The organism is Peptococcaceae bacterium, from assembly GCA_024655825.1.
Taxonomy (GTDB): domain Bacteria; phylum Bacillota; class Peptococcia; order DRI-13; family PHAD01; genus JANLFJ01.
In genome coordinates, this window is sequence record JANLFJ010000010.1 from 48,955 (window position 1) to 74,308 (window position 25,354).

The 25,354-nt window shown below is 55.5% G+C and carries 23 protein-coding genes; all 23 read left to right on the forward strand.

What is annotated here, in order from left to right:
• Positions 1–337: 337 nt before the first annotated feature.
• The 23 genes from NUV48_05630 (at position 338) to rpoN (ending at position 25,343) form a co-directional block, all read left to right on the forward strand.
• Positions 338–538 carry a cold-shock protein gene (locus NUV48_05630; protein ID MCR4441621.1) on the forward strand — a complete coding sequence of 67 codons (201 nt, stop codon included), beginning with the start codon at positions 338–340 and terminating at the stop codon, positions 536–538.
• Between the two features lie 142 nt (positions 539–680).
• Positions 681–1,208 (forward strand): ribosome-associated translation inhibitor RaiA, encoded by a 528-nt coding sequence (gene raiA, locus NUV48_05635; protein ID MCR4441622.1) that lies wholly within the window; start codon positions 681–683, stop codon positions 1,206–1,208.
• 106 nt (positions 1,209–1,314) lie between these two features.
• On the forward strand, positions 1,315–3,975 hold the full coding sequence (gene secA, locus NUV48_05640; GenBank protein ID MCR4441623.1) for a preprotein translocase subunit SecA: 2,661 nt from the start codon (positions 1,315–1,317) through the stop codon (positions 3,973–3,975).
• A 13-nt stretch (positions 3,976–3,988) separates the two neighbouring features.
• Positions 3,989–5,108 (forward strand): peptide chain release factor 2 gene (gene prfB, locus NUV48_05645; GenBank protein ID MCR4441624.1). Its coding sequence is split into 2 segments (ribosomal slippage): positions 3,989–4,057 and positions 4,059–5,108, totalling 1,119 coding nucleotides; the frame shifts between segments, so codons are not numbered across the junction.
• Positions 5,109–5,114: 6 nt separating this feature from the next.
• Positions 5,115–5,933: a transketolase gene (locus NUV48_05650; GenBank protein MCR4441625.1), complete on the forward strand. Its 819-nt coding sequence runs from the start codon at positions 5,115–5,117 to the stop codon at positions 5,931–5,933.
• 16 nt (positions 5,934–5,949) lie between these two features.
• Entirely contained in the window at positions 5,950–6,897 is a 948-nt protein-coding gene (locus tag NUV48_05655) for a transketolase family protein (GenBank protein ID MCR4441626.1), read from the forward strand.
• Between the two features lie 114 nt (positions 6,898–7,011).
• On the forward strand, positions 7,012–7,698 hold the full coding sequence (gene ftsE, locus NUV48_05660) for a cell division ATP-binding protein FtsE (protein MCR4441627.1): 687 nt from the start codon (positions 7,012–7,014) through the stop codon (positions 7,696–7,698).
• Positions 7,695–8,582 carry a permease-like cell division protein FtsX gene (gene ftsX, locus NUV48_05665; GenBank protein ID MCR4441628.1) on the forward strand — a complete coding sequence of 296 codons (888 nt, stop codon included), beginning with the start codon at positions 7,695–7,697 and terminating at the stop codon, positions 8,580–8,582. The genes ftsE and ftsX overlap by 4 nt, the downstream gene beginning before the upstream one ends.
• A gap of 197 nt (positions 8,583–8,779) precedes the next feature.
• Positions 8,780–9,097, forward strand: coding sequence for a type II toxin-antitoxin system RelE/ParE family toxin (locus NUV48_05670; protein MCR4441629.1), 318 nt, complete (start codon positions 8,780–8,782; stop codon positions 9,095–9,097).
• A gap of 184 nt (positions 9,098–9,281) precedes the next feature.
• Complete coding sequence (locus NUV48_05675) at positions 9,282–10,424, forward strand: S41 family peptidase (protein ID MCR4441630.1); 1,143 nt, start codon at positions 9,282–9,284, stop codon at positions 10,422–10,424.
• 13 nt (positions 10,425–10,437) lie between these two features.
• Positions 10,438–11,685: a PDZ domain-containing protein gene (locus NUV48_05680; GenBank protein ID MCR4441631.1), complete on the forward strand. Its 1,248-nt coding sequence runs from the start codon at positions 10,438–10,440 to the stop codon at positions 11,683–11,685.
• A gap of 69 nt (positions 11,686–11,754) precedes the next feature.
• Entirely contained in the window at positions 11,755–13,728 is a 1,974-nt protein-coding gene (uvrB, locus tag NUV48_05685) for an excinuclease ABC subunit UvrB (GenBank protein MCR4441632.1), read from the forward strand.
• A 57-nt stretch (positions 13,729–13,785) separates the two neighbouring features.
• A complete protein-coding gene (gene uvrA / locus NUV48_05690; GenBank protein MCR4441633.1) occupies positions 13,786–16,608 on the forward strand; it encodes an excinuclease ABC subunit UvrA in 2,823 nt (940 codons plus the stop codon).
• A gap of 6 nt (positions 16,609–16,614) precedes the next feature.
• A complete protein-coding gene (gene uvrC, locus NUV48_05695) occupies positions 16,615–18,453 on the forward strand; it encodes an excinuclease ABC subunit UvrC (GenBank protein MCR4441634.1) in 1,839 nt (612 codons plus the stop codon).
• Between the two features lie 74 nt (positions 18,454–18,527).
• A complete protein-coding gene (locus NUV48_05700) occupies positions 18,528–18,866 on the forward strand; it encodes a phage holin family protein (GenBank protein ID MCR4441635.1) in 339 nt (112 codons plus the stop codon).
• A gap of 37 nt (positions 18,867–18,903) precedes the next feature.
• The gene (locus tag NUV48_05705; protein ID MCR4441636.1) at positions 18,904–19,719 is read left to right on the forward strand and encodes a Cof-type HAD-IIB family hydrolase; all 816 of its coding nucleotides are present in this window, start codon (positions 18,904–18,906) and stop codon (positions 19,717–19,719) included.
• Between the two features lie 70 nt (positions 19,720–19,789).
• Positions 19,790–20,530 (forward strand): PHP domain-containing protein, encoded by a 741-nt coding sequence (locus tag NUV48_05710; protein ID MCR4441637.1) that lies wholly within the window; start codon positions 19,790–19,792, stop codon positions 20,528–20,530.
• An 8-nt stretch (positions 20,531–20,538) separates the two neighbouring features.
• Complete coding sequence (rapZ, locus tag NUV48_05715) at positions 20,539–21,432, forward strand: RNase adapter RapZ (GenBank protein ID MCR4441638.1); 894 nt, start codon at positions 20,539–20,541, stop codon at positions 21,430–21,432.
• A complete protein-coding gene (locus NUV48_05720; protein MCR4441639.1) occupies positions 21,429–22,517 on the forward strand; it encodes a YvcK family protein in 1,089 nt (362 codons plus the stop codon). Before rapZ ends, NUV48_05720 begins: the two co-directional genes overlap by 4 nt.
• 1 nt (position 22,518) lies before the next feature.
• Positions 22,519–23,469, forward strand: coding sequence for a DNA-binding protein WhiA (whiA, locus tag NUV48_05725; protein MCR4441640.1), 951 nt, complete (start codon positions 22,519–22,521; stop codon positions 23,467–23,469).
• Positions 23,470–23,577: 108 nt separating this feature from the next.
• Entirely contained in the window at positions 23,578–23,748 is a 171-nt protein-coding gene (locus tag NUV48_05730; protein ID MCR4441641.1) for a 4Fe-4S binding protein, read from the forward strand.
• 36 nt (positions 23,749–23,784) lie between these two features.
• Positions 23,785–23,919 (forward strand): hypothetical protein, encoded by a 135-nt coding sequence (locus tag NUV48_05735; GenBank protein ID MCR4441642.1) that lies wholly within the window; start codon positions 23,785–23,787, stop codon positions 23,917–23,919.
• A gap of 44 nt (positions 23,920–23,963) precedes the next feature.
• Positions 23,964–25,343 (forward strand): RNA polymerase factor sigma-54, encoded by a 1,380-nt coding sequence (gene rpoN, locus NUV48_05740; protein ID MCR4441643.1) that lies wholly within the window; start codon positions 23,964–23,966, stop codon positions 25,341–25,343.
• The last annotated feature ends 11 nt before the right edge of the window (positions 25,344–25,354 follow it).

Genomic DNA, 25,354 nt, shown 5'->3' on the forward strand with positions numbered 1-25,354 from the left:
AAAAAATATGTTTTTCGACAGTGTATAGGACCTTTTTCCTGTTAGGAGACAGGTAACATATATGTAAAATAATGTAAGCAATAATTTTTTTTTATCCACATTTGGACCATTCACCATCAGAGTTATCAACAGTTTTATACACATTATCCACAACCGGAAGCGAGGAAGGTATTTTGTCAGAACATGGCCGGGGGTGGAATTATCTGAGAATAATGTGCGCGGCAAAAGGACATGCTCTAAACGGCGTTGCAAATGAAAAAATTGACTAAGGCAATATCCGGTGCTATAATCAACACGGTGGAGATTCCACGCGTATTTAGTTTTAGGAGGAATGTTTTTGATGCAGGGCAAAGTTAAATGGTTCAACAAGGAAAAAGGGTACGGCTTTATCGAGCGGGAAGGCGGCTCCGACGTTTTTGTACACTTTTCCGCTATTCAGGAGGAGGGGTTTAAGACCCTTCAGGAGGGAGAGATTGTCCAATTCGAAATAGTGGAGGGGCCCAAGGGTTTGCAGGCGGCGAACGTAATCAAAGCCTAAACGGGAACGCACGATAAACAGCGATTGGAACCCTGGTAAAATCTACCGGGGTTTTATTTTCGGCAGGAAACAGTGTGGGCAGGATTTTTTTGGGTTGAGGGGAATAATTATATTAACAGCAATTTGAAGAGGAGTGGATGGCATGAGGTTTCAAATAAGGGGCAAAAACATGCAGTTAAGCGATGCCTTGAAGGAGTACGTGGAAAAAAGAGTAGGCAAGCTGGAGAAGTACTTTGAAAACAACCCCGAAGCTATCGTCACTCTTGTTGTGGAGAAGGAGAGGCACCGCGTGGAGGTGACCATGCCTATCAACGGGTACATCCTGCGCGGCGAAGAAGAGTCGACGGACATGTACGCCTGTATCGACCTGGTGGTGGATAAGCTGGAAAAACAGATCAACAAGTACAAGACGCGCTTGAACAGGAAAAACAAGGGACTGAGCATTAGGGAGATGACTCCTGAAACGGAAATCCCTGTTGAAGAATACAAAGAACCGGAAGTGGTCAGGACGAAGCGTTTTGCCATTAAACCGATGGCGGTGGAAGAGGCCATCATGCAGATGAACCTTTTAGGCCACAACTTTTTTGTTTTTTCCAACGCGGAGACGGAAGAGGTAAATGTTGTTTACCGGCGCAAGGACGGGAACTACGGTCTGATTGAGCCGGAATAACTGCAGCAAGTGGGAGGCGCCGGCATGGATAAAACCGGCAGCATAAACACGGCATGGTGCTGCTGCAACTCCTAGATGAGGCCGGAAAGCGGGTGCATGATAAATGGTGCTGGGTTTACTAAAAAATATTTTTGATGAAAACATCAGGGAAGTCAGGCGGCTGAGCAAAAAGGTGGAGACGATAAACAGGCTTGAACCCGGGATGCGCTCTTTGAGCGACCGGGAACTGCGCGCCAAGACGGAGCAGTTCAGGGAGCGCCTGGCCGGGGGAGAAACCCTTGACGACATCCTGCCGGAGGCCTTTGCCGTTGTCCGGGAAGCCTCCCGCCGGGTTTTGGAGCTGAGGCATTTTGATGTCCAACTGATTGGCGGCATGGTCCTCCACGAGGGAAAAATCGCCGAGATGAAAACCGGTGAAGGCAAAACCCTGGTGGCTACCCTTCCCGCCTACCTGAATGCCCTGACGGGCCGGGGAGTGCACATCGTCACGGTCAATGACTACCTGGCTACGCGCGACAGCGAATGGATGGGCCAGGTTTATAAGTTCCTCGGGCTGTCGGTGGGCCTGATCGTGCACGGTCTCGATTTTGAAGAACGCAAGAGAGCCTACAACGCGGATATAACGTACGGCACCAACAACGAGTTCGGCTTCGATTACCTCAGGGACAACATGGTCTTTCATCCCGACCACATGGTGCAGAGAGGGCTGCATTACGCCATCGTGGACGAGGTGGACAGCATCCTCATCGACGAGGCCCGCACTCCTCTCATCATTTCCGGGACCGGCGACAAGCCGAAGGACCTCTATAAAAAGGTGGCCCGGATCATCCCGCGCCTCAAAAAGGAAGAAGACTACACCGTTGATGAAAAAGCCAGAATCGTCACGCTTACGGAGAAGGGCGTGGAGAGGGTTGAAAACATGCTGGGCGTGGATAACCTCTACGATGACGTAAACATCGAGCTGAGCCACCACGTCAACCAGGCCCTGCACGCTCATGTCATCATGAAGAGGGATGTCGATTACGTCGTCAAAGACGGCCAGATCATCATTGTCGATGAGTTTACCGGGCGGCTCATGTTCGGGCGCCGGTACAGCGAAGGATTGCACCAGGCCATAGAGGCCAAGGAAGGGGTCGACATCGAAAAGGAGTCCCAGACCCTGGCCACCATCACCTTCCAGAACTATTTCCGAATGTACGAAAAACTTGCCGGCATGACCGGCACGGCCGTGACCGAAGAAGAGGAATTCAGAAAGATATACAAGCTCGATGTCGTCGTCATTCCCACCAACAAGCCCATGATCCGCAAGGATATGCCGGACGTCGTCTACCGCACGGAGGCCGGCAAGTTCAACGCCGTGGTGGACGAGATTGAAAGACGGACCAAGCAAGGCCAGCCTGTGCTGGTTGGGACCATATCCATAGAAAAATCGGAACGCCTTTCCGAAATGCTGAAAAAAAGGGGCATCGAGCACCAGGTCCTAAACGCCAAGTTTCATGACCTGGAGGCCCACATCGTGGCCCAGGCCGGGCGGAAAGGGGCCGTTACCGTATCCACCAACATGGCCGGTCGCGGTACCGACATCCTGCTGGGAGGCAACCCCGGCTACCTGGCCCGCCAGGAGATGCTCAAACAGGGCTACGAGTCTCATGTGATCGAAGAAGCGGCCAGCTACAGCGCGGTGGAGGATCCCGGCATCCTGCGGGCCAGGGAACACTACCGGCGGCTGTACGAGGCCAAGAAGGTGGAAACCGACAAGGAACACGAGGAAGTCGTGAAACTGGGCGGTCTCCATATTATCGGCACGGAACGGCACGAGAGCAGGCGCATCGACAACCAGCTGCGCGGCCGTTCGGGACGCCAGGGAGACCCCGGCTCCAGCCAGTTCTACATTTCCCTGGAGGATGACCTCATGCGCCTCTTCGGCGCCGAAAACATCATGGGACTCATGGACAGGCTGGGGATGGACGATTCGATTCCCATCGAGAACAACCTCATTTCCAGGGCTATCGAGAACGCGCAGCGCCGGGTGGAGAGCCGCAACTTCGATATCCGCAAGCACGTCCTGGAGTACGACGACGTCATGAACCAGCAGCGGGAGGTCATCTACGGCCAGCGCCGCAAGGTCCTGATGGGAGAAGACATGAAGGAGAGCATCCTGGAGATGATCGGGAAGGTGGTCAACCGGACTGTGGACCGTTTCGCCGGGGAAAGCAGGTACTCGGAGGAATGGGACCTCAAGGGGATGCTCGAGCAGGCCAGGCATGTTTTCCTGCCGCGGCACACCCTGACGCTGGCGGACCTGTCCAAACTGGAAGACAAAGAGATCAGGGAGCTGTTGTTGGGCGAAGCGTGGAAAGATTACGAGAAAAGAGAGAAAGAACTGGGACCGGAAAACATGCGGGAACTGGAGCGCCTGGTCACGCTCAGGGTGGTGGACAACAAGTGGATGGGCCATCTGGACGCCATGGACCAGCTGCGCCACGGCATCGGGCTGCGGGCTTACGGCCAGCGGGATCCCCTGGTTGAATACAAGTATGAAGCCTATGACATGTTTAACCAGATGATCGAGGAAATCCAGGAAGAAATCGTGCGCTACGTCTATCACGTCACCTTCGTGGAAAGACCGAAGGAGAGGGAGGATTTGGTCGAAAACCGCGGGGAGGGCGAAGTGAAAAGAACGCCGGTCACAAGCCGCAAAATCGGCCGGAATGATCCCTGCCCCTGCGGCAGCGGGAAAAAATACAAAAAATGCTGCGGGAAATAGGAGGTTTGCTGTTTTGTCAGTGGAAATAAAGCGGGAACTGGAAAAAATCAAAAAAAGAATCGACGAATTAAGGGGGTCCCTTTGACATCGCCGGTAAACAGGCTGAACTGAAAGAACTTGAAGAAAAGATGGCTCAACCCGGCTTTTGGGAAGACCCGGAGGAAGCCCAGAAGATTGTGCAGCGAAGCAGCGTCTTGAAAAACAGGGTCCAGGAATGGGAAGACCTTTACGACCGCTTCGAGGAGGCGGGGGTGCTTTATGAACTGGGACAGGAAGAGGAGGAATACCTGGAGGAGGCGGAAAAAACCCTGGAGGAACTCGGCCGGGAACTGGACAGGCTGGACCTTCAGCTGCTCTTTCGCGACAAGTACGACGCCGGCAACGCGATCGTTTCCCTCCACCCCGGCGCTGGGGGAACAGAGTCCCAGGACTGGGCGGAGATGCTTCTCAGGATGTATACCCGCTGGGCCGAGCGAAAGGGCTTCGCCGTGGAAATGCTTGATTACCTGCCGGGGGAGGAAGCCGGCATAAAGAGCGTCACCCTGCTGGTAAAAGGAGAAAACGCATACGGCTGCCTGAAAACCGAGAAGGGCGTTCACCGGCTGGTGCGGATTTCGCCGTTCGACGCTTCCGGCAGGCGCCACACTTCTTTTGCGGCCGTCGACGTGATTCCCGAAGTGGACGAGGAAATCGACGAGATCACCCTGGACTATTCGGAAATCAAGGTCGACACCTACCGTTCGGGCGGGGCGGGAGGCCAGCACGTGAACAAGACTGATTCGGCCGTGCGCATGACCCACCTTCCCACCGGGATAGTGGTGCAGTGCCAGAACGAGCGGTCCCAGATTTCCAACCGCATGGCCTGCGAGAAAATACTCAAAGCCAAACTGCTGGAATTGAAGCGGGCTGAAAAAGAAAAGGAATTGAACAGCCTGAGGGGCGAACAGCAAGAGATCGGTTGGGGCAGCCAGGTCCGGTCGTACGTGTTTCATCCCTACAGCCTGGTGAAGGACCACCGGACCGGGGTGGAAGTGGGCAACGTCCAGGGGGTCATGGATGGGGAGATAGACGTGTTCATTGACGCCTGCCTGAGGATGGAGGCCGCTAGAGATATGAATAGTAGTGGGAGTTGAGGAATCGTGGACCAGGTTACAGAAGAGAAACTGAAAGACACCGCCAGGCAGATCCGCCGCGATATAATCACCATGATTGCCGCGGCCGGTTCGGGTCACCCCGGGGGCTCGCTTTCGGCGGTGGAAATAGTGACGGCCCTGTACTTCCGGGAAATGAGGATCGACCCGTCCAACCCGGCTTGGCCGGAGCGGGACAGGTTTGTCCTCAGCAAGGGACACGCCGCGCCGCTGCTCTTTTCCGCGCTGGCGGAGAGGGGCTTTTTCCCGCGGGAGGAGCTCCTGACCTTCCGCCGGATAAACAGCCGGCTGCAAGGACACCCGGACATGAAAAAAGCCCCGGGCGTGGAAATGTCCACCGGCTCCCTGGGACAGGGAATTTCGACGGCGGTGGGCATGGCCCTGGCCGGGAAGATTGACCGGAAAGACTACCGGGTCTTTGTCCTTTTAGGGGACGGGGAAATAGAAGAGGGGCAGGTCTGGGAAGCGGCCATGGCCGCTGCCCACTACAGGCTGGACAACCTCACCGCCTTCCTTGATTATAACGGGCTGCAGATAGACGGGCCCATTTCGGAGGTGATGTCGCCGGAGCCGGTTGACAAGAAATTTGCCGCCTTCGGCTGGCATGTCCTGGAAATCGATGGGCACTCCTTTGCGGAAATCGGCGAAGCCGTGGCGGAAGCCAGGCGGACCAAGGGCAAGCCGACCATGATCATCGCCAGGACGGTTAAAGGAAAAGGCGTTTCATTTATGGAAAACCAGGTAGGCTGGCACGGCACGCCGCCCAACCGGGAACAGGCGGAACAAGCCCTGGCCGAGCTGTCCTGAAAGGGAGGAAGAAAACGTGGAAATGATTGCGACGAGAGACGCGTACGGCAAGGCTCTCGTTAAACTGGGCGCCAGTGACCCGCGGGTCGTTGTGCTGGATGCCGACCTGGCCAAGTCAACCAAAACCGTGGAATTTATGAAGCATTACCCGGAGCGTTTTTTCGACATGGGGATTGCCGAGCAGAACATGATGGGGACGGCCGCCGGCCTGGCGGCCGCAGGGAAGGTCCCTTTCGCCAGCACGTTTGCGGTTTTCGCCGCCGGCCGGGCCTTTGAACAGGTGCGCAACTCCATCGCCTACACCAGGTTGAACGTCAAGATAGCCGCCACCCACGCAGGGCTGACCGTGGGAGAGGACGGCGCTTCCCACCAGGCCATTGCCGACCTGGCGGTTATGCGGGCCTTGCCCAACATGACTGTCGTCGTTCCGGCCGACGGCGTGGAAACGGAAAAGGCCGTCTTTGCCGCGGCCGAGACCGGGGGGCCTTTTTACATACGCCTGGGGAGGTCCGCTTTGCCGGTGCTTTTTGACGGCGATTACCGGTTTCGCATCGGCGAGGCGGCCGTCATGCGGCCGGGCAATGACGCCTCGGTTATAGCGTGCGGCATAATGGTGGCCGAAGCCCTCAAGGCGGCGGAAGAACTGGAAAAAGAAGGGCTGTCCGTACGGGTGATCAACATGTCCACCATCAAGCCCCTGGACAGGGAGGCGGTAACCATTGCCGCCAGGGAGACGGGAGCGATAGTCACCGCCGAGGAGCATACCGTTCTCGGCGGGTTGGGAAGCGCTGTGGCCGAAACCCTGGTGGAGACCGTTCCCGTGCCCATGGAAAGGGTGGGGATAAAGGACGTTTTCGGCGAGTCCGGCAAGCCCCAGGAACTTTTGGAGAAATACGGGCTCACGGCGAAAAATATCAAGGATGCGGTGTATAAGGCGATCGGACGGAAAAAAGAACGGGCATAACGAATACCCGCCGGCATTTAACAGGCCTTTCCAGCAGGATTTCCCCTGATCATGTCGAACAAAAAGATAGTTGGCAGAATAATTGCAGAGATTTAATTAAAGCGGGGTGATCAGGTGATCCAGATGTTCAACGTCTTCAAGACATACAACGGTGAAGTAAGGGTGGATGCCCTTTGTGATATAAACCTCCACATTAAAAAGGGGGAGTTTGTTTTTATTGTCGGTCCCAGCGGGGCCGGCAAATCGACCCTTGCCAGGCTGATGATCAGGGAAGAGCTGCCGACAAAAGGACAGATCATGGTCGACGGCCGCAGCATCATCAGGATGAAAGAACGGGAAGTTCCTTATCTTCGCCGGAAAATCGGCTTCATCTTCCAGGACTTCCGGCTTCTCATGGACCGCACCGTCTATGAAAACGTGGCCTTCGCCCTCGAGGCCCTGGAGATGCCGCGCAGCGTCGTCCGGGAGCGTGTTCCCGCCGTCCTGGAAATGGTGGGACTGGCGGACAAGATCAATTCTTATCCCTACCAGCTGTCCGGCGGCCAGCAGCAGAGGGTCTGCATTGCCAGGGCCGTGGTCAACGACCCCCTGATAGTGATTGCCGACGAACCGACCGGGAACCTTGACCCCGACACCTCCTGGGGGATCATGTCGATCCTGGCGGCCATTAACAAGCGGGGCACGACGATAATTACGGCAACGCATGACCGGGAGATTGTCGACAGGATGAAGCGCAGGGTGATTGCCCTTTCCGAAGGCCGTATTGTCAGGGATGACGAAAGGGGGTTCTACCAGTCGTGAAGCCGAGCAGTTTTAGCTACGCTTTTCGTGACGCCCTCCGCTCCCTGTGGCGCAATAAATTCATGAGCATGGCCTCGGTGGCTACCGTGGCCATATCCCTCCTCGTGCTGGGTTCGGCCTGGTTGCTGGTTATGAATACCCACCACCTGGCCAAAGCAATGGAGTCCGAACTGGAAATCAACGTCTACCTTAAAAACGAAGTGACCAGGGAACAGGCCCTGGCCCTGAAGGAGCAGTTTGCCGGGATTCCCGGCACGGCCGAAGTGATTTTCGTTTCAAAAGAAGAGGGTTTAAAGGTCCTGGAAGAACGCTTCGGAAAAGAGACCGACCTGCTGGAGGCGCTGGGCGGCAGCAACCCTCTCCCCGACGTGTACCGTATTAAGGCGCAGGCGGCCGAGGATGTCCCGCGGATTGCCGACGATGCCGGCAAAATTCAGGGAGTGGAAAAGGTCCGCTACGGCCAGGGGTTTGTGGAGAAACTGCTTTCCTTAACGCGGTGGCTGCGTGTGTCCGGAATAATAGCCATTTTTGCCGTTGCCCTGGCGGCGGTGTTCCTGATCGCCACGACCATCAGGCTTACCGTTTACGCCCGGCGGCACGAAGTTGCCATCATGAAACTGGTGGGGGCTACCAACTGGTATATCCGCTGGCCCTTTTTCCTGGAAGGCATGGTCATCGGGTTTACGGGAGCGCTGATTTCCGTCGTTTCATTATACCTGTTTTACGACAAGCTGACCGAGAACATCGCTCTTACCGTCAGCTTCCTTCCGGTGATGACCGACAAGAACGTCCTCTTTGACATCTATAAAAATCTGCTGATTCTGGGCACGGGCCTGGGAGCGCTGGGGAGCGCGATCAGCCTGCGCCGCTTCCTGAAAATTTGACAGCTTCATTTATGATACGCCCGGTAATTTTTTGCAAAGCGGTGAAAATGGCCGACCGCGTAGTAAGGGAGATGATGGGACTGCAATAATTATAATATCGCTGTTGTATTTTACGAAGCTTGCCCAGGGAGAGCAGGCTGGAAAAGAAAAAGGATGGATGACTATCGAGGAAGTGGAAGCAGAACTGGGGATTGAGAATGTATAAGCTGAAAATTTCGCCCGAAGCCAAAGATGATTTGGCAGAAATTAAAGGCTACATTTCTCAGGAGGCGGATGTAAATCTGGTTTCTAAAATCACGAAAAAAATACGCGGGTTGTCGGAGCATCCTGGAATTGGCGCCCCGCTATCTTCCGTCGTAGATATTCAGACAGACTACCGTTTTCTTGCCTGTGCCAATTACCTGATATTTTACAGGTGCGAAGATGGAATTGTTTTCGTGTCGAGAATCTTATACGGCAGGCGGAATTATACGCGTATCCTGTTCGGTGACTTGCCGGAGGATGAAGAAAAATAGAGTACATATCGCTTAGTCAATTAAAAAACTGGATCAGTGAATTGCCCAGTTATATCAGGGCTTTATTCGGACAATTTGGGTGCGAAAGTTGAGTACTTAACATATATATAATTTTGGTGGTAAAATAAAACGGTGATAATAACACCGTTTTATTGTTAGCGGTGATGACCGGGCGGGTGAGATTTTGGAAAGGCACGGATTTTTGAAAAAAATAACCGCGATCCTGACCGTTTTCTGTTTTATTGTGACAGCGCTGGTCTGCCTTTTTTATTTTACCTGCAGCGCGGAAATAAACAGGATGCTCGAGGTTGGTTTTCTGATCAAAACCCAGTACCTGCATGACGTGACGGTTAAGCAGCTCCTGAAGGGGGCTGCCAGGGGCATGGTGGAGTCGCTCGACGACCCTTACTCCGTTTTTATGGACGCTCAAGAGTATAACGACCTGCAGCGCTATATCCAGGGGAGCTTCGGCGGGATAGGCATTTACGTTGAGGTCACCAAGGACAGGAAACTGGTGGTTTCTTCGCCTATTGAAGGCACTCCGGCTTACAAAGCGGGGATAAAGAGAGGGGACATCATCATCAAGGTTGATGACGCCTTTACAAGTGAAATGGAATACGACGAGGCCATTGCCAGGATGAGGGGCGAGCCGGGAACAAAAGTAAAAATAAGCGTGATGCGGGAAGGGATGACCAAGCTGCTCGATTTTACCTTAACCAGGGAGATAATAGATATTCCTTCGGTGGAAAGCCGGGTCCTGGAAAACAATATCGGCTACCTGCGCTTAAAGGTTTTTTCCAGCAACACCGACGAGATTGCGGCAAAACACCTCAAGAGCCTGCAGGAGAAAGGAATAAAAGCACTGATCCTTGACCTCCGCGACAACCCCGGCGGTGACCTGGAAACGGCGGTGAACATAGCCGATTACCTGATCCCGGAAAGCCCGATCGTCTATATTGTCAATAAAAGCGGTTATACCCAGACATATAAGTCCGCCGACCGGAATTATCTTCATCTTCCCCTCGTCGTTTTAATCAACGGGGGGAGCGCCAGCGCGTCCGAGGTCCTGTCAGGAGCCGTCAAGGATACGGGAGCGGGTGTCTTGATGGGAGAAAAGACTTTCGGCAAAGGTATTGTCCAGGGCATTTTCCCGCTGGGGAAAGGAGAGGGACTGAAGCTCACGACTTCAAAGTACCTCACCCCTGCCAAGAAAGACATACACGAAAAGGGGATCGAGCCCGACATCGTCGTAGCGCAGCCGGCTGCCGCGAGCGAGGATGTTCAGCTGAAAAAAGCCCTCGAGTACCTTAAAAGTCGCTTGAAGTGAAGGGGGGAAACCGGTGTTCCCGTTTTTGGCCCTCATGCCTTTAATGTTGCAAACGTTTTTTTCCCTGCTTGCCGACTGGCTGTTTTGGGTTATCGTGCTGCTGGTGGCCCTGCAGTACCGGAGAATGGCCGCCGCTTCCTGGCAGCTTTTTGACCTGCCCGGGGAACCGGTATGGCCGTCCGTGTTGATAGCGGCCGGTTTCGGCATCGCCGGCGGGTTCTTTGCCAGCATTCTTATCGTTATCGTAGGCATATCCGTCCTGGAACTGGGCATCAGCTACCTGTGGATCACAGCGTTGATCCTGATGCTGTTCCAGCAGCGGTTCCTGTGTTTTGCTTACGCCGGCGGGGTTCTTTCCCTATCCAGGCTGCTCTTCGGTTTTCCCGAGGTCAGCGTGGCGCAGTTGATGGGGCTGGTGGCCATCCTCCACATGGTCGAGTCGCTCCTTATCCTTGCCAGCGGGCACCTGGAACCGCTGCCGGTTTATGTTCGCACCGGGCAGGGACGCGTGGTGGGGGGTTACAACCTGCAGAAATTCTGGCCCCTGCCGCTCATTGCCCTGCTTGCCTGGATGGTCCCCGGCGAGGAAATCATTAAAGGGGCTGTTCACATGCCTGACTGGTGGCCCCTTATTAAAACCGAACTGCTCCAGGGCAAGGGCGAACCGCTGTATGTGATGATGCCTGTGGTGGCGGCCCTCGGCTACGGGGACATCGCCATCACCGCCGCGCCCGGCGAGAAGACCAGGACTGCCGCCCTGGAACTGGCCGTATACAGCCTCATCCTGCTGCTCATGTCCATTGCGGCCAGTCACCTGCCCGCGGTGTCCTTTGTTCCCGCTCTTTTCGGGCCGCTTGGCCATGAGTTCCTGATCCGCGCCGGCCAGCGCCGGGAACTGCGGGGCCAGCCGGTTTTTGTCCAGCCGGAACGCGGGGTCATGGTTCTCCACGTGTTGCGCGGTTCTCCCCTGCAGAAAGCCGGCGTGCGCAGGGGCGACATTCTCCTTTCTGTTGACGGTTGCCCTGTGGACGGCGCGCATGAAGTGCGCGAAATACTGTTGGAGACGGCAGGAGCGGTAGAAGTGGAATACCTTTCCGGCAAAAAACGCGAATGGCGGCGTTCCTTAGCGCCCAGGAGCGGCGGGGAGCCGCTGGGATTTGTACCGGCGCCGGGGATTTACGAAACATCTTTCCTGGAAATGGCCGGTTCGGTCAGCCCTCTCCGGCGGTGGTGGAGCAGAGCGAGAAAACGCTTTCGTTGATGTGATATAATAATATAACGAATATAACGCGAGCGGTTCAAGACCAAGTCGACACGGTGGTGAACAAAGATGGGCGGCATCTTCAAACTGAAATCGGAATACCGCCCCCGGGGCGACCAGCCGCAGGCCATCGAGGCTCTTGCCGGCTGGCTGAAAAAGGGGGAGCGCATGCTCACCCTTTTGGGCGCTACGGGGACAGGCAAAACCTATACCATGGCCCATGTCATTGAAAGGATCCAGAAGCCCACCCTGGTCATCGCCCACAACAAGACCTTGGCCGCCCAGCTCTGCAGCGAATTCAAGGAATTTTTCCCGGACAACGCTGTGGAGTATTTTGTCAGCTACTACGACTATTACCAGCCGGAGGCCTATGTGCCGCACACGGACACCTATATCGAGAAGGACTCCTCCGTCAACGAGGAGATCGAAAAGCTGCGCCACTCGGCCACCGCCGCCCTGTTTGAGCGGCGCGACGTCATCGTGGTGGCGAGCGTCTCCTGCATCTATGGCTTAGGCTCTCCCGAGGAGTACCGGGATCAGACCCTTTCGCTCAGGGTTGGGCAGAATATTGAACGGGAGGCGATCCTCCGGCGGCTGATCGATATCCAGTACGACCGCAATGACCTCAATTTCGTCAGGGGCACCTTCCGGGTGAGGGGAGACGTTGTCGATATTTTCCCGGCCTCTTACGGGGAAAGGGCTGTGCGGGTGGAACTGTTCGGCGACGAGGTCGAGCGGATCGTGGAAGTTGACGCCCTGACGGGCGAAATAACAGGGATACGCCGCCATGTAAGCATCTTCCCCGCCAGCCACTATGTCACCGGCAGGGAAAGAATGGAAGCGGCCGTCCGGGCAATAGAGATCGAACTGGAAGAGCGGCTCAGGTATTTTAAAGACAGGGGCAGGCTGCTGGAGGCCCAGCGCCTGGAAACGCGGACCCGCTACGACCTGGAGATGATGCGCGAGGCCGGCTTTTGTTCGGGGATTGAAAACTACTCTCGCCACCTGACGGGTAGGAAACCGGGGGAAGCCCCCTATACCCTGCTCGATTTTTTCCCCGACGATTTTTTGACGATCATCGACGAGTCACACCAGACAGTCCCGCAGCTGGGCGGGATGTACGAGGGCGACCGGTCGCGCAAGGAAGTCCTGGTCGAATACGGGTTCCGGCTGCCCTCGGCCCTGGACAACCGGCCCTTGCGTTTCGACGAGTTTGAACAGAAGATCGGGCAGGTGGTTTTCGTTTCGGCCACTCCCGGACCGTATGAACTCAAGAACAGCCGGGCGGTAGTGGAACAGATCATCAGGCCGACGGGGCTGGTGGACCCCGAGGTGTTTGTTCGACCCGTCACCGGCCAGATTGACGACCTCATGGCCGAGATCGGGAAGCGCGTCGCGCGAAACGAGCGGGTGCTGGTGACCACCCTCACCAAGAAAATGGCCGAAGACCTCACCGATTACCTGCGCGAAGCGGGGATAAAGGTCCGCTACCTGCATTCCGAGATCAACACCCTGGAGCGGATGGTGATCATCCGCGACCTGCGCCTGGGCGTCTTCGATGTCCTGGTGGGCATAAACCTGCTGAGGGAGGGGCTTGATCTCCCCGAGGTCTCGCTGGTCGCCATCCTCGATGCCGACAAGGAAGGCTTTCTCCGCTCGGAAAGGTCCCTGATCCAGACCATCGGCAGGGCCGCCCGCAACGTCAACGGCCAGGTCGTCATGTACGCCGACACGGTTACCGATTCCATGAAAAGGGCCATCGACGAGACCAACCGCCGCCGCAACATCCAGCTGGAATACAACCTCAGAAACAATATAACGCCGCAGACGGTCAAAAAAGCCGTCCGCGACGTGCTCGAGGCCACCGTGGCGGCCGAGGCCAAGGCGCAGTACAAGATTGACGGGGCCGGGCTGCCGCGCGAGGAGATAAAAAATCTGATTGCCCGGCTGGATAAGGAAATGCGGTCGGCTGCCCGCGAACTGGCCTTCGAGCGCGCGGCTGAACTGCGCGACATGATCATCGAACTGAAAGCCCAGCTGTAGAAAGCTGAAAAAGAAACAAGGAAAAAGAAAACAGCCGCCAAAGAGGTAAAAAAAGGGATGGCCAAGGACAGGATTGTGATCAGGGGAGCGCGCTCCCATAACCTGAAAAATATTGATGTGGAAATACCCCGGGACAGGCTGGTGGTGATTACCGGCCTGAGCGGTTCGGGAAAGTCTTCCCTGGCTTTTGACACCATTTACGCCGAAGGACAGCGGCGCTACGTCGAATCCCTTTCCGCCTATGCCCGCCAGTTTCTGGGACAGATGGACAAACCCGATGTCGATTACATCGAGGGGCTCTCGCCCGCCATCTCCATCGACCAGAAAACAACCAGCCGCAACCCGCGTTCCACGGTGGGAACGGTTACGGAGATCTATGACTACCTCCGCCTGCTTTTTGCCCGGATCGGCAGGGTGCACTGCTACCAGTGCGGGAAGCCCATCAGCCAGCAGACTGTCGAGCAGATTGTGGACAGGCTGATGCAGTACGGCGAAGGGACCCGCCTGCAGGTGCTTTCACCCCTGGTTCGCGGGCGCAAGGGGGAACACCAGAAAGTATTCGACGAAATCCGCCGAAGCGGGTTTGTCAGGGTCCGCGTCAACGGCGAAACCAGGGAAGCCTCGGAGGAAATCAAGCTGGACAGGAATAAGAAACACACGATTGAAGCCGTGGTGGACAGGATTATTATCAGGCCCGGGCAGGAGAAGCGGCTGGCCGATTCCCTGGAAATGGCCATTAAGCTCTCCGAAGGGCTTGTTTCCATAGACGTGGCCGGGCGGGAAGAACTGCTTTTCAGCGAAAAATTCGCCTGCCCCGATTGCGGCATCAGCTTCGAAGAATTGACCCCGCGGATGTTTTCCTTCAACAACCCGTACGGCGCCTGCCCGGACTGCGGCGGGCTCGGCTTCAAACTGGAAATAGACCCGGCCCTGGTGGTGCCGGATGACGGCAAAAGCCTGCTGGAGGGGGCGATTGAGCCCTGGAGCAAGGGCCTTTCTCCCTGGTACATGGGCATGCTGGAATCGGTCTCCCAGCAGTACGGCTTTTCCATGCACACTCCCTTCCGGGATCTCACCCCAGAGCAGCAGGAAGTCATTCTGTACGGCAGCGGAGGCAAGAGGATCCGTTTCCGCTACCACAACTCCCAGGGGGAGCTCCGCGTTTTCGACACGACATACGAAGGCGTTATTCCCAACCTGGAACGCCGCTATAAAGAGACCCAGTCCGATTACGCCCGGCAGGAAATCGAGTCCTACATGAGCAGCAGCGAGTGTCCCAGCTGCCGGGGCGCCAGGCTCAAACCGGAAAGCCTGGCCGTAACGATCAACGGCAAAAACATCTGGGAAGTGACCCGGCTTTCCGTGGGCGAGGCCCTGGAGTTTTTCAATTCCCTGGACCTCACGGAAAGGGAGCGGCACATCGCGCGCCAGGTCCTGAAAGAAATCAAAGAAAGGCTTGGTTTTCTGGTTAACGTCGGCCTGGATTACCTGACCCTGCACCGTTCGGCGGGCACCCTTTCCGGTGGTGAAGCCCAGCGCATCAGGCTGGCCACGCAGATCGGCTCCAGCCTGATGGGGGTGCTGTACATTCTTGACGAACCATCCATCGGGCTGCACCAGCGCGACAACAACCGCCTGATCAATACCCTCAAGGCCCTGCGCGACCTGGGCAACACGGTCCTGGTTGTTGAACACGACGTGGACACCATCTGCGCCGCCGACCATGTCATCGACATCGGCCCGGGAGCCGGCGTTCACGGCGGGTTCATCGTCGCCCAGGGCACGGTTGAGGAGATCAAGGCCAACCCCGCTTCGATTACCGGCGCTTACCTGAGCGGGCGCCTGAGCATACCGGTTCCCCGCCTGAGGCGCAAACCAAACGGGAAGTGGCTGCAAATTTTGGGCGCCCGGGAGCACAACCTGAAGAACATCGATGTCGCCATTCCCCTCAACCTGTTTACCTGTGTGACGGGTGTTTCCGGATCGGGCAAGAGTACCCTGGTGAACGAAATCCTTTACCAGTACCTGGCCCAGGTGCTGCACAGGGCCAAGACCAGGCCCGGCCGTCATGACGGCGTGCGCGGCACAGAGCACCTGGACAAGGTCATCAACATCGACCAGTCGCCCATCGGCCGGACGCCCCGGTCCAATCCCGCCACTTACACGGGGGTGTTTGACGGCATAAGAGAGGTCTTTGCCCAAACCCCCGAAGCCCGCCTGAGGGGATACCGGGCCGGCCGCTTCAGCTTCAACGTCAAGGGCGGCCGCTGCGAGGCCTGCAGCGGGGACGGGATAATCAAGATCGAGATGCATTTTTTACCCGACGTCTATGTCCCCTGCGAGGTCTGCAAGGGGAAACGCTACAACCGCGAAACGCTGGAAGTGAGGTATAAAGGGAAGTCCATCTCCCAGGTCCTCGAGATGACAGTGGATGAAGCCGCCGACTTTTTCCGGAACCACCCTAAGATCTTCCGCAAACTCAAGACCATGCAGGACGTGGGACTTGGTTACATCCAGCTGGGGCAGCCGGCGACCACCCTGTCGGGCGGCGAGGCCCAGCGGGTCAAGCTGGCCACGGAGCTGAGCCGCCGCTCCAACGGCAAGACCCTTTACATCCTTGACGAGCCCACCACGGGCCTGCACATGGCCGATATTCAAAAACTGCTGGAGGTGTTGAACCGGCTGGTTGAGGCGGGAGATACCGTGCTCGTCATCGAGCACAACCTGGACGTGATCAAGACCGCCGACTATATCATCGACCTGGGGCCGGAGGGCGGCGACCGGGGAGGCGAAATCATCGCCGCGGGTACTCCCGAGGAAATCTGCCTTAATTCGGCAAGCTACACGGGAGAGTTCTTAAAGAGGGTGCTTAAGAGGTGAAAGCGTGTGCTGGAGGAAAAATTGAAAAACCTTCCGGGCGAGACCGGCGTTTACCTGATGAAAGACGCCCAGGGCAAAATCATTTATGTCGGCAAGGCTTTGAACATCAAGAACCGGGTAAGGTCGTATTTCTTTTCCCGGCATGCCGACTCCCCCCGCACCCGCGCCCTCGTCAAGAATATTCATGACCTGGAATACATTCTTACGGACAGCGAAATCGAGGCCCTGATCCTGGAAAGCAACCTGATCAAGGAGCATAAGCCGAAATACAACGTGCGCCTGACCGATGACAAGAATTACCCCTATCTCAGGGTTTCGGTACAGGAGCCGTTCCCCCGCCTGGAGATTGTCCGCGCCCGTAAAAAAGACGGGGCCCGTTATTTTGGGCCGTATACCGACACGGGAGCGGTGAACGAGACGCTGCGGCTGATCAAAAAGATATTTCCCCTGCGCTCCTGCAAGCAGGCCGCCTTTGCCGGGCGGGACCAACCGTGTCTCAATTATCACATCAACCGCTGCGCCGCACCGTGCCGCGGCGGGATAACTCCGGACGAATACCGGAAAATGGTTGATGAAGTCCTTCTTTTCCTGGAAGGAAAGCGTGAGGACCTGGTGAAAACCCTAAAGAGCAGGATGGAAAAAGCGGCGGAGGAACTGGAATTTGAAAAGGCCGCCGTGATAAGAGACCAGCTGCAGGCCGTGGAAAAGGTGGTTGCCAGGCAGAAAATCATCTCCGGGCGGGCTGCCGATATGGACGTGATAAACTGTGCTCGCAGCGTCAACCTGGCGTGCGTGGAGATATTCTTCGTGAGGGAAGGGAAGCTTTTGGGCAGGGACCATTTCTTCCTGGAAGGTGCCGGGGAGTCCGGAAGCGGGGAAATCCTGGGTTCGTTCATTAAGCAGTATTACAGCGAGGCGGGGCATATCCCTGCCGAGGTCCTGCTTCCCCAGCCGGCGGAAGAAGAAAGGGTCCTGGAAACCTGGCTTTCGGGAAAACGGGGCAGCCGCGTTCGCCTTCAGGTCCCGAAACACGGCGAAAAATACGCGCTGGTGGAGATGGCCGGCAAAAACGCGCTGGAGAGCCTGCAGCTCGAAGTCGGCAGGAGAGCGGTGCGGGACGGTATGAGCAGGGAAGCCCTGGCCCAAATCGCGCAGTATTTGGGCCTGCCCGGGGAGCCCGGGCGGATCGAGTGTTTTGACGTTTCCCATCTTCAGGGAGCGGAAACGGTGGCCTCCATGGTCGTTTTCGAGGACGGCAGGGCCAGCCCTTCCCAGTACCGCCGCTTCAGGATCAGGAATGTGGAAGGTCCCGACGACTTCGCCAGCATGGCCGAGGTGATAGAGCGCCGCTTTATTAAAGCCGCCGAGGGTGATGAAAAATTCAAAGACCTTCCCGACCTGGTGGTGGTTGACGGCGGGAAAGGCCAGCTTTCGTCGGCCCGCCAAGCTATGGACCGCCTGGGGTATTCCCACATCACGGCCGTGGGACTGGCCAAGGAGAATGAATGGGTGTACGTCGAAGGCAGTTCCGATCCCCTCATCCTGCCGCGTAATTCCCAGGGCCTTTACCTCCTGCAGAGGATACGCGACGAAGCCCACCGTTTCGCCGTTTCCTACCATCGCCTGCTCAGGGGGAGGCGTAGCCTTTCTTCGGCCCTTGACGAGATACCGGGCATCGGGCCGAAGAGGAAGGCGGCCCTGTTAAAACATTACGGAATGTCCCTGAAAAAGCTGCTCAACGCTTCCGAAGAAGAATTATCAAGGGTGGAAGGGATAAACAGGGAAACGGCCCGGCAGGTGTGGGAATATTTTCACCCGGCTGAAATTAAGGAGACCGGCAAGTAGCTGGTATACTATAATGTTAATGAAAGTAGAGATTAAATAAAAACCCAATGACGTAAAAAAGGGGGCAAATTGCCATGAATCTCCTCATTCGCTGGCTGCTGAACACCGTGGCCCTTGGCATCACCGCGTACCTCTTGGAGGGCATAAAGGTGAGCGGTTTTGGCGCGGCCCTGGCGGCGGCTCTTGTCCTGGGGATCGTCAATGCCGTGATCCGCCCTTTGTTCATTATCCTTACGCTTCCGCTCAACTTCCTTACCCTGGGACTCTTTACCTTTGTCATAAACGGGATCATGTTGAAGCTGGCGGCCGCTCTCGTTCCCGGGTTCGAGGTGCGCGGCTTCTTGACGGCGGTTTTTGGCTCGATCCTTCTTTCCATCGCCAGCTTCATTCTTACCTCGCTGGTTAAAGATTAGCCGGCGGGCAAATGCTTGATATAACGGGAGGTTTATTGTGCCGGATATTAAATTGATTGCCATTGACCTGGACGATACCCTGCTTAAAAACGACTTGACCATTTCGCCGCGGGCCAAAAAAGCCATAACAAGGGCAGTGGAGTCCGGTGTCGCCGTTACTTTAGCCACAGGACGCATGTTTGCTTCGGCGCTTCCCTTTGCCCGCGATTTAAACCTTGACCTGCCGTTGATTACTTACCAGGGGGCGCTGGTCAAGTACGCCGACGGGAGGGTTGTTTATCACCAGCCCCTGCCTCTTGGCCTGGCCAGGGAAGTGTCAAGGTTCTTGAAACCATACGGGTACCATGTCAACGTGTATATTAACGATGAATTATACATGGAAAAGGACTCTCCGGAAGGCCAGCGCTATGCCGGTATAGCCAGGGTTCCCGTCCACCTGGTTGAAGACCTCCGGGCAGCACTGACGCAGGACCCTACCAAGATGCTGGTCATTGTCGAGGAACCGGAAATAGATTATCTTATTGCAGATTTAAAGAAAGAGTTTGCTGGGACGATAAACATAACAAAATCAAAATCGAATTTTCTGGAAATCGGGCACAAGGAAGCCACCAAGGGCAGGGCCTTGGAGAGCCTGGCCCGCAGTTTGGGGCTGGCGCCTTCCCGGGTGATGGCCATAGGCGACAGCTGGAATGATATAGATATGCTTGAATTTGCAGGGTTGGGCGTGGCTGTGGAAAATGCCGCGCCGGAAGTAAAACGGGCAGCCCGCTACATTACGCGCAGCAACGACGACGATGGTGTGGCGGAAGCCATCGAGAACCTGGTTCTGAGCGGTCTGAAAAGAGAGTTATAAAACGGGTCCCCTGTCTAATAATATTTGTAGATAGTATTTACTGGCGCCGGTAAAAAGGAGCAGGGGAAAGGTGAAATTTTTTGGCGATTACCATGTTCATACCACCCTCAGCGACGGCCGGGGAACAGTGGAGGAAATGGTCGAGGCCGCCAGCCGCCGGGGCCTGAAAGAATTCGGCCTGGCGGAGCACGGCCCGGCCAGCATAGGTACGGGAGTGAAAGACGAGGGAGTCTATCTCACGATAAAAGAAAAATTGCGCGCCCTGCAGGCCGGTTATCCCGACCTGCAGCTGTACACCGGCGCTGAGGCGGACATCATTGGTCCTGACGGGAGGCTTGACCTGAGCAAAAAGGTGATTAAACAACTGGATTACCTGCTGGTAGGACTGCACCCTTATGTTTTGCCCCAAAAAGCGGCGGGGGCGGCCTGGCTTTTGGCGAACCAGGCGCCGGGAAGGTTTTCTTTTTTAAAAAAGCGGGTAAAAAACTGGAATACCAAAGCCGTTGTCGAGGCGGTACACTCCTGCGGCGTGACGGCGTTGGCCCACCCCGGGCTCAAGATGGAAATCGACATCCCGGAGGCGGCGAGAGCCTGCTGCGCCCGGGACGTGGCCTGGGAAATTAACACGGGGCATAGATTTCCTTCCTGCCGGGAAGTCCTGGAAGCCGCCCGCTGCGGTGTTGACTTTATTGTCAACAGCGATGCCCATTTTCCCGAAACCGTCGGCTGCCTGGATTACGGGTCCTGGGTGCTGGAAAAAGCGGGAGTGCCCTGCGAGCGCGTGCGCAATGCGCTGCACGAGGAGGAGTGAAAAGGGATATGGAAACAAAAAACGGTTTCGCTTTTCTGATCATCACCGGTTTATCGGGAGCGGGGAAGACGCACGCCATCAGGGCGTTGGAAGACCTGGGTTTTTTTTGTGTGGATAACCTGCCGCCCGCCCTGCTGCCCAAGTTCGCCGAGCTTTGCCTGGAAGCCAAGGGGCGAATAGAACAGATAGCCGTGGTAATCGATGCTCGGGGAGGACGGTTTTTTGACGACCTCTTTTTCGCCCTGGAGGAACTGCGGAAAAACGAGTATCCTTATGAAATCCTTTTCCTGGAAGCCAGCACGGAAGTCCTGGTCAAGCGTTTCAAAGAAACCAGGCGCCGTCACCCGCTCTCCGGCCAGGGGAGGCTGCTGGAGGACATACTCCTGGAACGCAAACGCCTCGAGGAGCTTCGCGGTATCGCCAACAAGATCATCGACACCTCGGAGATGACGACCGGGCAGCTCAAGACCCAGATAGTCGAGCTTTACGGCCCGCAGAACGAAAAGGTGAGGATGAACATTACGGTAATGTCCTTCGGCTACAAATACGGCATACCGCTTGACGCCGACCTGGTCATTGATGTGCGTTTCATTCCCAACCCTTTTTATGACCCTTCGCTGAGCGCGCTTACTGGCAATGAAGAAGAAGTGAAGGAGTATGTTCTCCAATCGCCCGTCACCGCGGAGTTTCTATTGAAATATTACGAGCTGCTCAACTTCCTGCTTCCCCATTACCTGGACGAAGGGAAGACCCACCTGGTGATAGCCATAGGCTGCACAGGCGGCCGCCACCGTTCGGTTGTGCTGGCCAACCGGATGGGAGAAATGCTATCCGGCAGCGAGTACAGGGTGTCCGTGCGGCACCGCGATATGCCTAAAGGCGCGGAGAGGGATCCGGTATGAGGTTGAAAGAATGTTTCCGCCTAAAAAACGTTTACCAGAAGCACCACCTGAAAAGGGGGCCTCGCCTGGTGGTGATCGGGGGCGGCACGGGACTGGCTGTTTTATTGAGAGGCCTAAAGGAATACACCTCAAACCTTACGGCTGTCGTTTCAGTGGCCGATGACGGGGGAAGTTCCGGCAGGCTGAGGGGCCAGTTCGGCATCCTCCCGCCGGGCGATCTCCGCAACTGCCTGGTTGCGCTGGCGGATACCGAGCCGGTGATGGAGAAACTGTTCAACTACCGCTTCACCAAGGGAGAACTGGCCGGGCACAACCTGGGCAATCTCCTCATCGCCGCCATGGCCGACCTGTCCGGCAGTTTTGAATACGCCATCCGGGAAATCGGCAAGGTCCTGGCGATTCGCGGGCGCGTCATACCGTCCACCCTGGACCATATCGTGCTGGCGGCGGAACTGCAGGACGGTTCGATAATCATGGGCGAATCGAGTATTAACAGGACCCCCAAGCCCATAAAGAGGGTGTTCGCCGTTCCCGACAACCATGTGCCCGTTCCGGAAGCGGTCGAAGCCATCATGGAGGCCGACGCCGTGATCCTGGGACCGGGGAGCCTTTATACGAGCGTGATTCCAAACCTGCTGGTTCCCGGGATAGCGGAGGCGGTACGGGACGCCCCGGGGAAAAAAATATACGTCTGCAATATTATGACTCAGCCCAACGAAACCTTGCAGCACAAAGCCAGTGACCACCTGGAGGCCATCTTTCGCCACTCGTTTCCCAACCTGGTCCAGTACATGATAGTCAACAACAAGGAAATACCGCTGCCGCTCAGGGAGAGATACGCCAGGGAAGGCGCCGGGGTCGTGGAAATAGACATGGACGTGCTGGGCAAACTGCCGGTCAAAGTGATTTCCGATGCTCTCAGTGAAGAGGGCGACTATATCCGCCACAATCCCCACAAGCTGGCGCGCCTGATTGTCAGGCATATTTTGGGATTGAAGCAGCCCGCAGTTTTTGATGATAACGTCGACCGCCGCCGGCCGTGGGGACCTCTGGATAAAATAACCGAAAATTTCAGGGGGGAGTAAAATGTCTTTCTCCACCCAGGCTAAGGACGAGCTGGCGCGTATCCTGCCGGAAAAAAGCTGCTGCCAGCTGGCGGAGCTTGCGGCCCTGGTTAGGATGGACGGGACCATTAACATCAGTGCCGGGCACAGGATCGGCCTTCAGGTCAAAACAGAAAGCGCCGCGGTTGCCAGGAAAATTTTTCGACTGGCCAAAAACCTTTTGAATTCGGAAGTGGAAATACGCGTCCAAAAAAGAACGTTCCTGAGGAAAACAAACCTTTACCATGTTCACCTGCTTCCCAACCCAGGGATGAGCGGCTTCCTGAAAAGGCTCGGGGTCATAAAAGGTGACGGGTCCATCTTTCCAGGAATTAAAAAGTCCCTGGTAAAATCGCAGTGCTGCCGCCGCAGCTACCTGCGCGGCGCTTTCCTGGGCGCCGGCTCGGTCAGCAGCCCGGAAGGAAACTACCACCTGGAAATAATCACGGGAGATTTGGATTATGCCCATTCCCTGGCCGCCCTGATTAACCGGTTTTTGGGAATGCAGGCCAAGGTGAGCAGCAGAAAAAGATGCCATATTGTATACCTGAAGGAAAGCGATCAAATATCCGCGTTTTTAAACATCATCGGCGCCCACCAGGCCCTTCTAAATTTTGAAAATATCCGGATCATCAAGGGGATGCGCAACCAGGTCAACCGGCTGGTCAACTGTGAAACGGCCAATTTGAGCAAAACCGTGAACGCCTCTTTGAAACAGGTCGAAAACATCCGGTTCATTGACCGGGTGATAGGTATTGACAGGCTGCCTTCGCGGCTGCAGTCGATTGCCCGCCTGCGCCTGGACAACCCCGATGCCAGCCTGAAGGAACTGGGAGAGATGATGGATCCCCCCATCGGCAAGTCGGGAGTAAACCACAGGATGCGGAGAATAGAAGAAATAAGCGAGGAATTGAGAAGCCGTTTCCAAACATAAATTTTCTTCAGCAAGGCATAAAAAATCAATTTTATTGCTGTTATATCTTGATAAGTTTAGTATAATTGATAGCGGTTGGAGTTTTTTAAGACGAGTGGAGGTGATAACATGGCTTACGCGATTAACGATGAGTGCATTTCTTGCGGCGCTTGCGAAGCTCAATGTCCGGCCGGTGCTATCAGTGAGGGGGACGGCAAATACGTCATTGACCCTAGTAAGTGCACAGAATGCGGCGCCTGTGCCGATGTTTGCCCGGTAGGTGCTCCCAACCCTGAGTGAAGCTGTTTTTTTGGAGGCGCGTGGTTCAAAGACCGCGTGCCTTTTGCTTTTTATGGCCTGGCAGCAGCCAACCGGCTAGAATTAATTGGCTCAGGAGGATATAATTTAGATAAGGTTTATTTGATGGAAAGCAGGAATTTAAAAAAAAATAAAGAAAAAATAAAAGAATAAGTGATACGGCGAGATCAAGCGAGAAAACAAAAGGGGGGAGATGGATGAATATCAATTATGGACTGCGTCTTGAACAGACCCAGAAATTGGTAATGACTCCCGAGCTGCGCCAGGCCATTAAAATTCTCCAGCTCTCTTCGTTGGAATTGACTGATTACGTAAACCAGATGCTTACGGAAAACCCGCTGATCGAGATTAATGAAGAAGAAATTTATCCCCGGCAGGAAAAGGAGCAAAAAAAGGAAGCCGAAATAGACTGGGAAGATTATTTGCAGGAAACGCGCGATTTATCTGAGCCAAGGCAGCCCCAGGAAGTCAAAACCGAGTTTTCGTTTGAAAATTTCATAACCAGGGGGACAAGTTTGCACGAGTACCTCCTCTCCCAGCTGGGTTACCTCCGCCTTAACCGGGAAGAGTCCAGGATTGCGCGCTATTTAATCGGGAATATTGATTCCAGCGGGTACCTGGCGGTTACCGTGGAACAAGCGAGCCTTGATTTAAAAACGACCGGTGAAAAGATTGAAAAGGTCCTTGCCGTTATCCAGGGGTTTGACCCGATTGGGGTGGGGGCGCGCAGCTTAAGCGAGTGCCTGTTGATTCAACTGAAACAAAAAGGCGTCAGCGATCCCGCTTTGTATGAATTGGTGGAAAAGCATCTTGAAAACATAGCCGCCGGAAAATTGAGCAAGGTCGCCCAGGTGCTGAATCTTCCCATCACCAAGGTACAGGAAATGGCCGACCTGATAAAAACCTTGAATCCCAGGCCGGGGGCTTCGTTCGGAGGGGACGACGTTCGCTACATCGTGCCTGATGTCCTGGTGGAAAGGATTGATAACGACTATATCATCCTGGTCAATGATAACCACATACCTCATTTGACCATCAACAAGACATACAGCGCAATTTTGAAAAAAAGCAGCGAAGCGGACGATGTTACGAGAGGTTTCGTTGAGAATAAACTCAACCAGGCCCTTTGGCTGATTCGCAGCATCGAGCAGAGGCGAATGACGATTTACCAGGTGGCCAGCGCCCTGGTAAGCATGCAGCGGCAGTTCTTTGACCACGGCATAAAACACCTTAAACCTTTAACCCTAAAGCAGGTCGCCGAAAGGATCAACGTCCATGAATCGACGGTGAGCAGGGCCACGGCCAACAAATACATTCAGACACCGCACGGCATCTTTGAATTCAAGTTTTTTTTCAATTCCGGCCTCAATACGGACAAGGGCGAAAGCGCTTCCTCGGAAAGCATCAGGAGACTGTTGCAGGAAATCATCAGGGAGGAAAACCCCTGCAAGCCTTACAGCGATCAAAAGCTCGCCGATATACTCAACTCTCGCGGCATCAGAATCGCCCGCCGCACGGTTACCAAATACCGTGAGGGAATGGGCATACCCAACACGGGTTTTCGCAAGCGATACTGATTTTTTAAGGT

Excerpts from the sequence above, each read along its gene's own strand:
- rapZ (MCR4441638.1), top strand. The coding sequence starts at position 20,539 with ATGGAAACAAAAAACGGTTTCGCTTTTCTGATCATCACCGGTTTATCG.
- raiA (MCR4441622.1), top strand. The coding sequence starts at position 681 with ATGAGGTTTCAAATAAGGGGCAAAAACATGCAGTTAAGCGATGCCTTG.
- rpoN (MCR4441643.1), top strand. The coding sequence starts at position 23,964 with ATGAATATCAATTATGGACTGCGTCTTGAACAGACCCAGAAATTGGTA.
- NUV48_05700 (MCR4441635.1), top strand. The coding sequence starts at position 18,528 with ATGAATCTCCTCATTCGCTGGCTGCTGAACACCGTGGCCCTTGGCATC.
- uvrB (MCR4441632.1), top strand. The coding sequence starts at position 11,755 with ATGGGCGGCATCTTCAAACTGAAATCGGAATACCGCCCCCGGGGCGAC.
- whiA (MCR4441640.1), top strand. The coding sequence starts at position 22,519 with ATGTCTTTCTCCACCCAGGCTAAGGACGAGCTGGCGCGTATCCTGCCG.
- NUV48_05720 (MCR4441639.1), top strand. The coding sequence starts at position 21,429 with ATGAGGTTGAAAGAATGTTTCCGCCTAAAAAACGTTTACCAGAAGCAC.
- NUV48_05730 (MCR4441641.1), top strand. The coding sequence starts at position 23,578 with ATGGCTTACGCGATTAACGATGAGTGCATTTCTTGCGGCGCTTGCGAA.
- NUV48_05670 (MCR4441629.1), top strand. The coding sequence starts at position 8,780 with ATGTATAAGCTGAAAATTTCGCCCGAAGCCAAAGATGATTTGGCAGAA.
- uvrA (MCR4441633.1), top strand. The coding sequence starts at position 13,786 with ATGGCCAAGGACAGGATTGTGATCAGGGGAGCGCGCTCCCATAACCTG.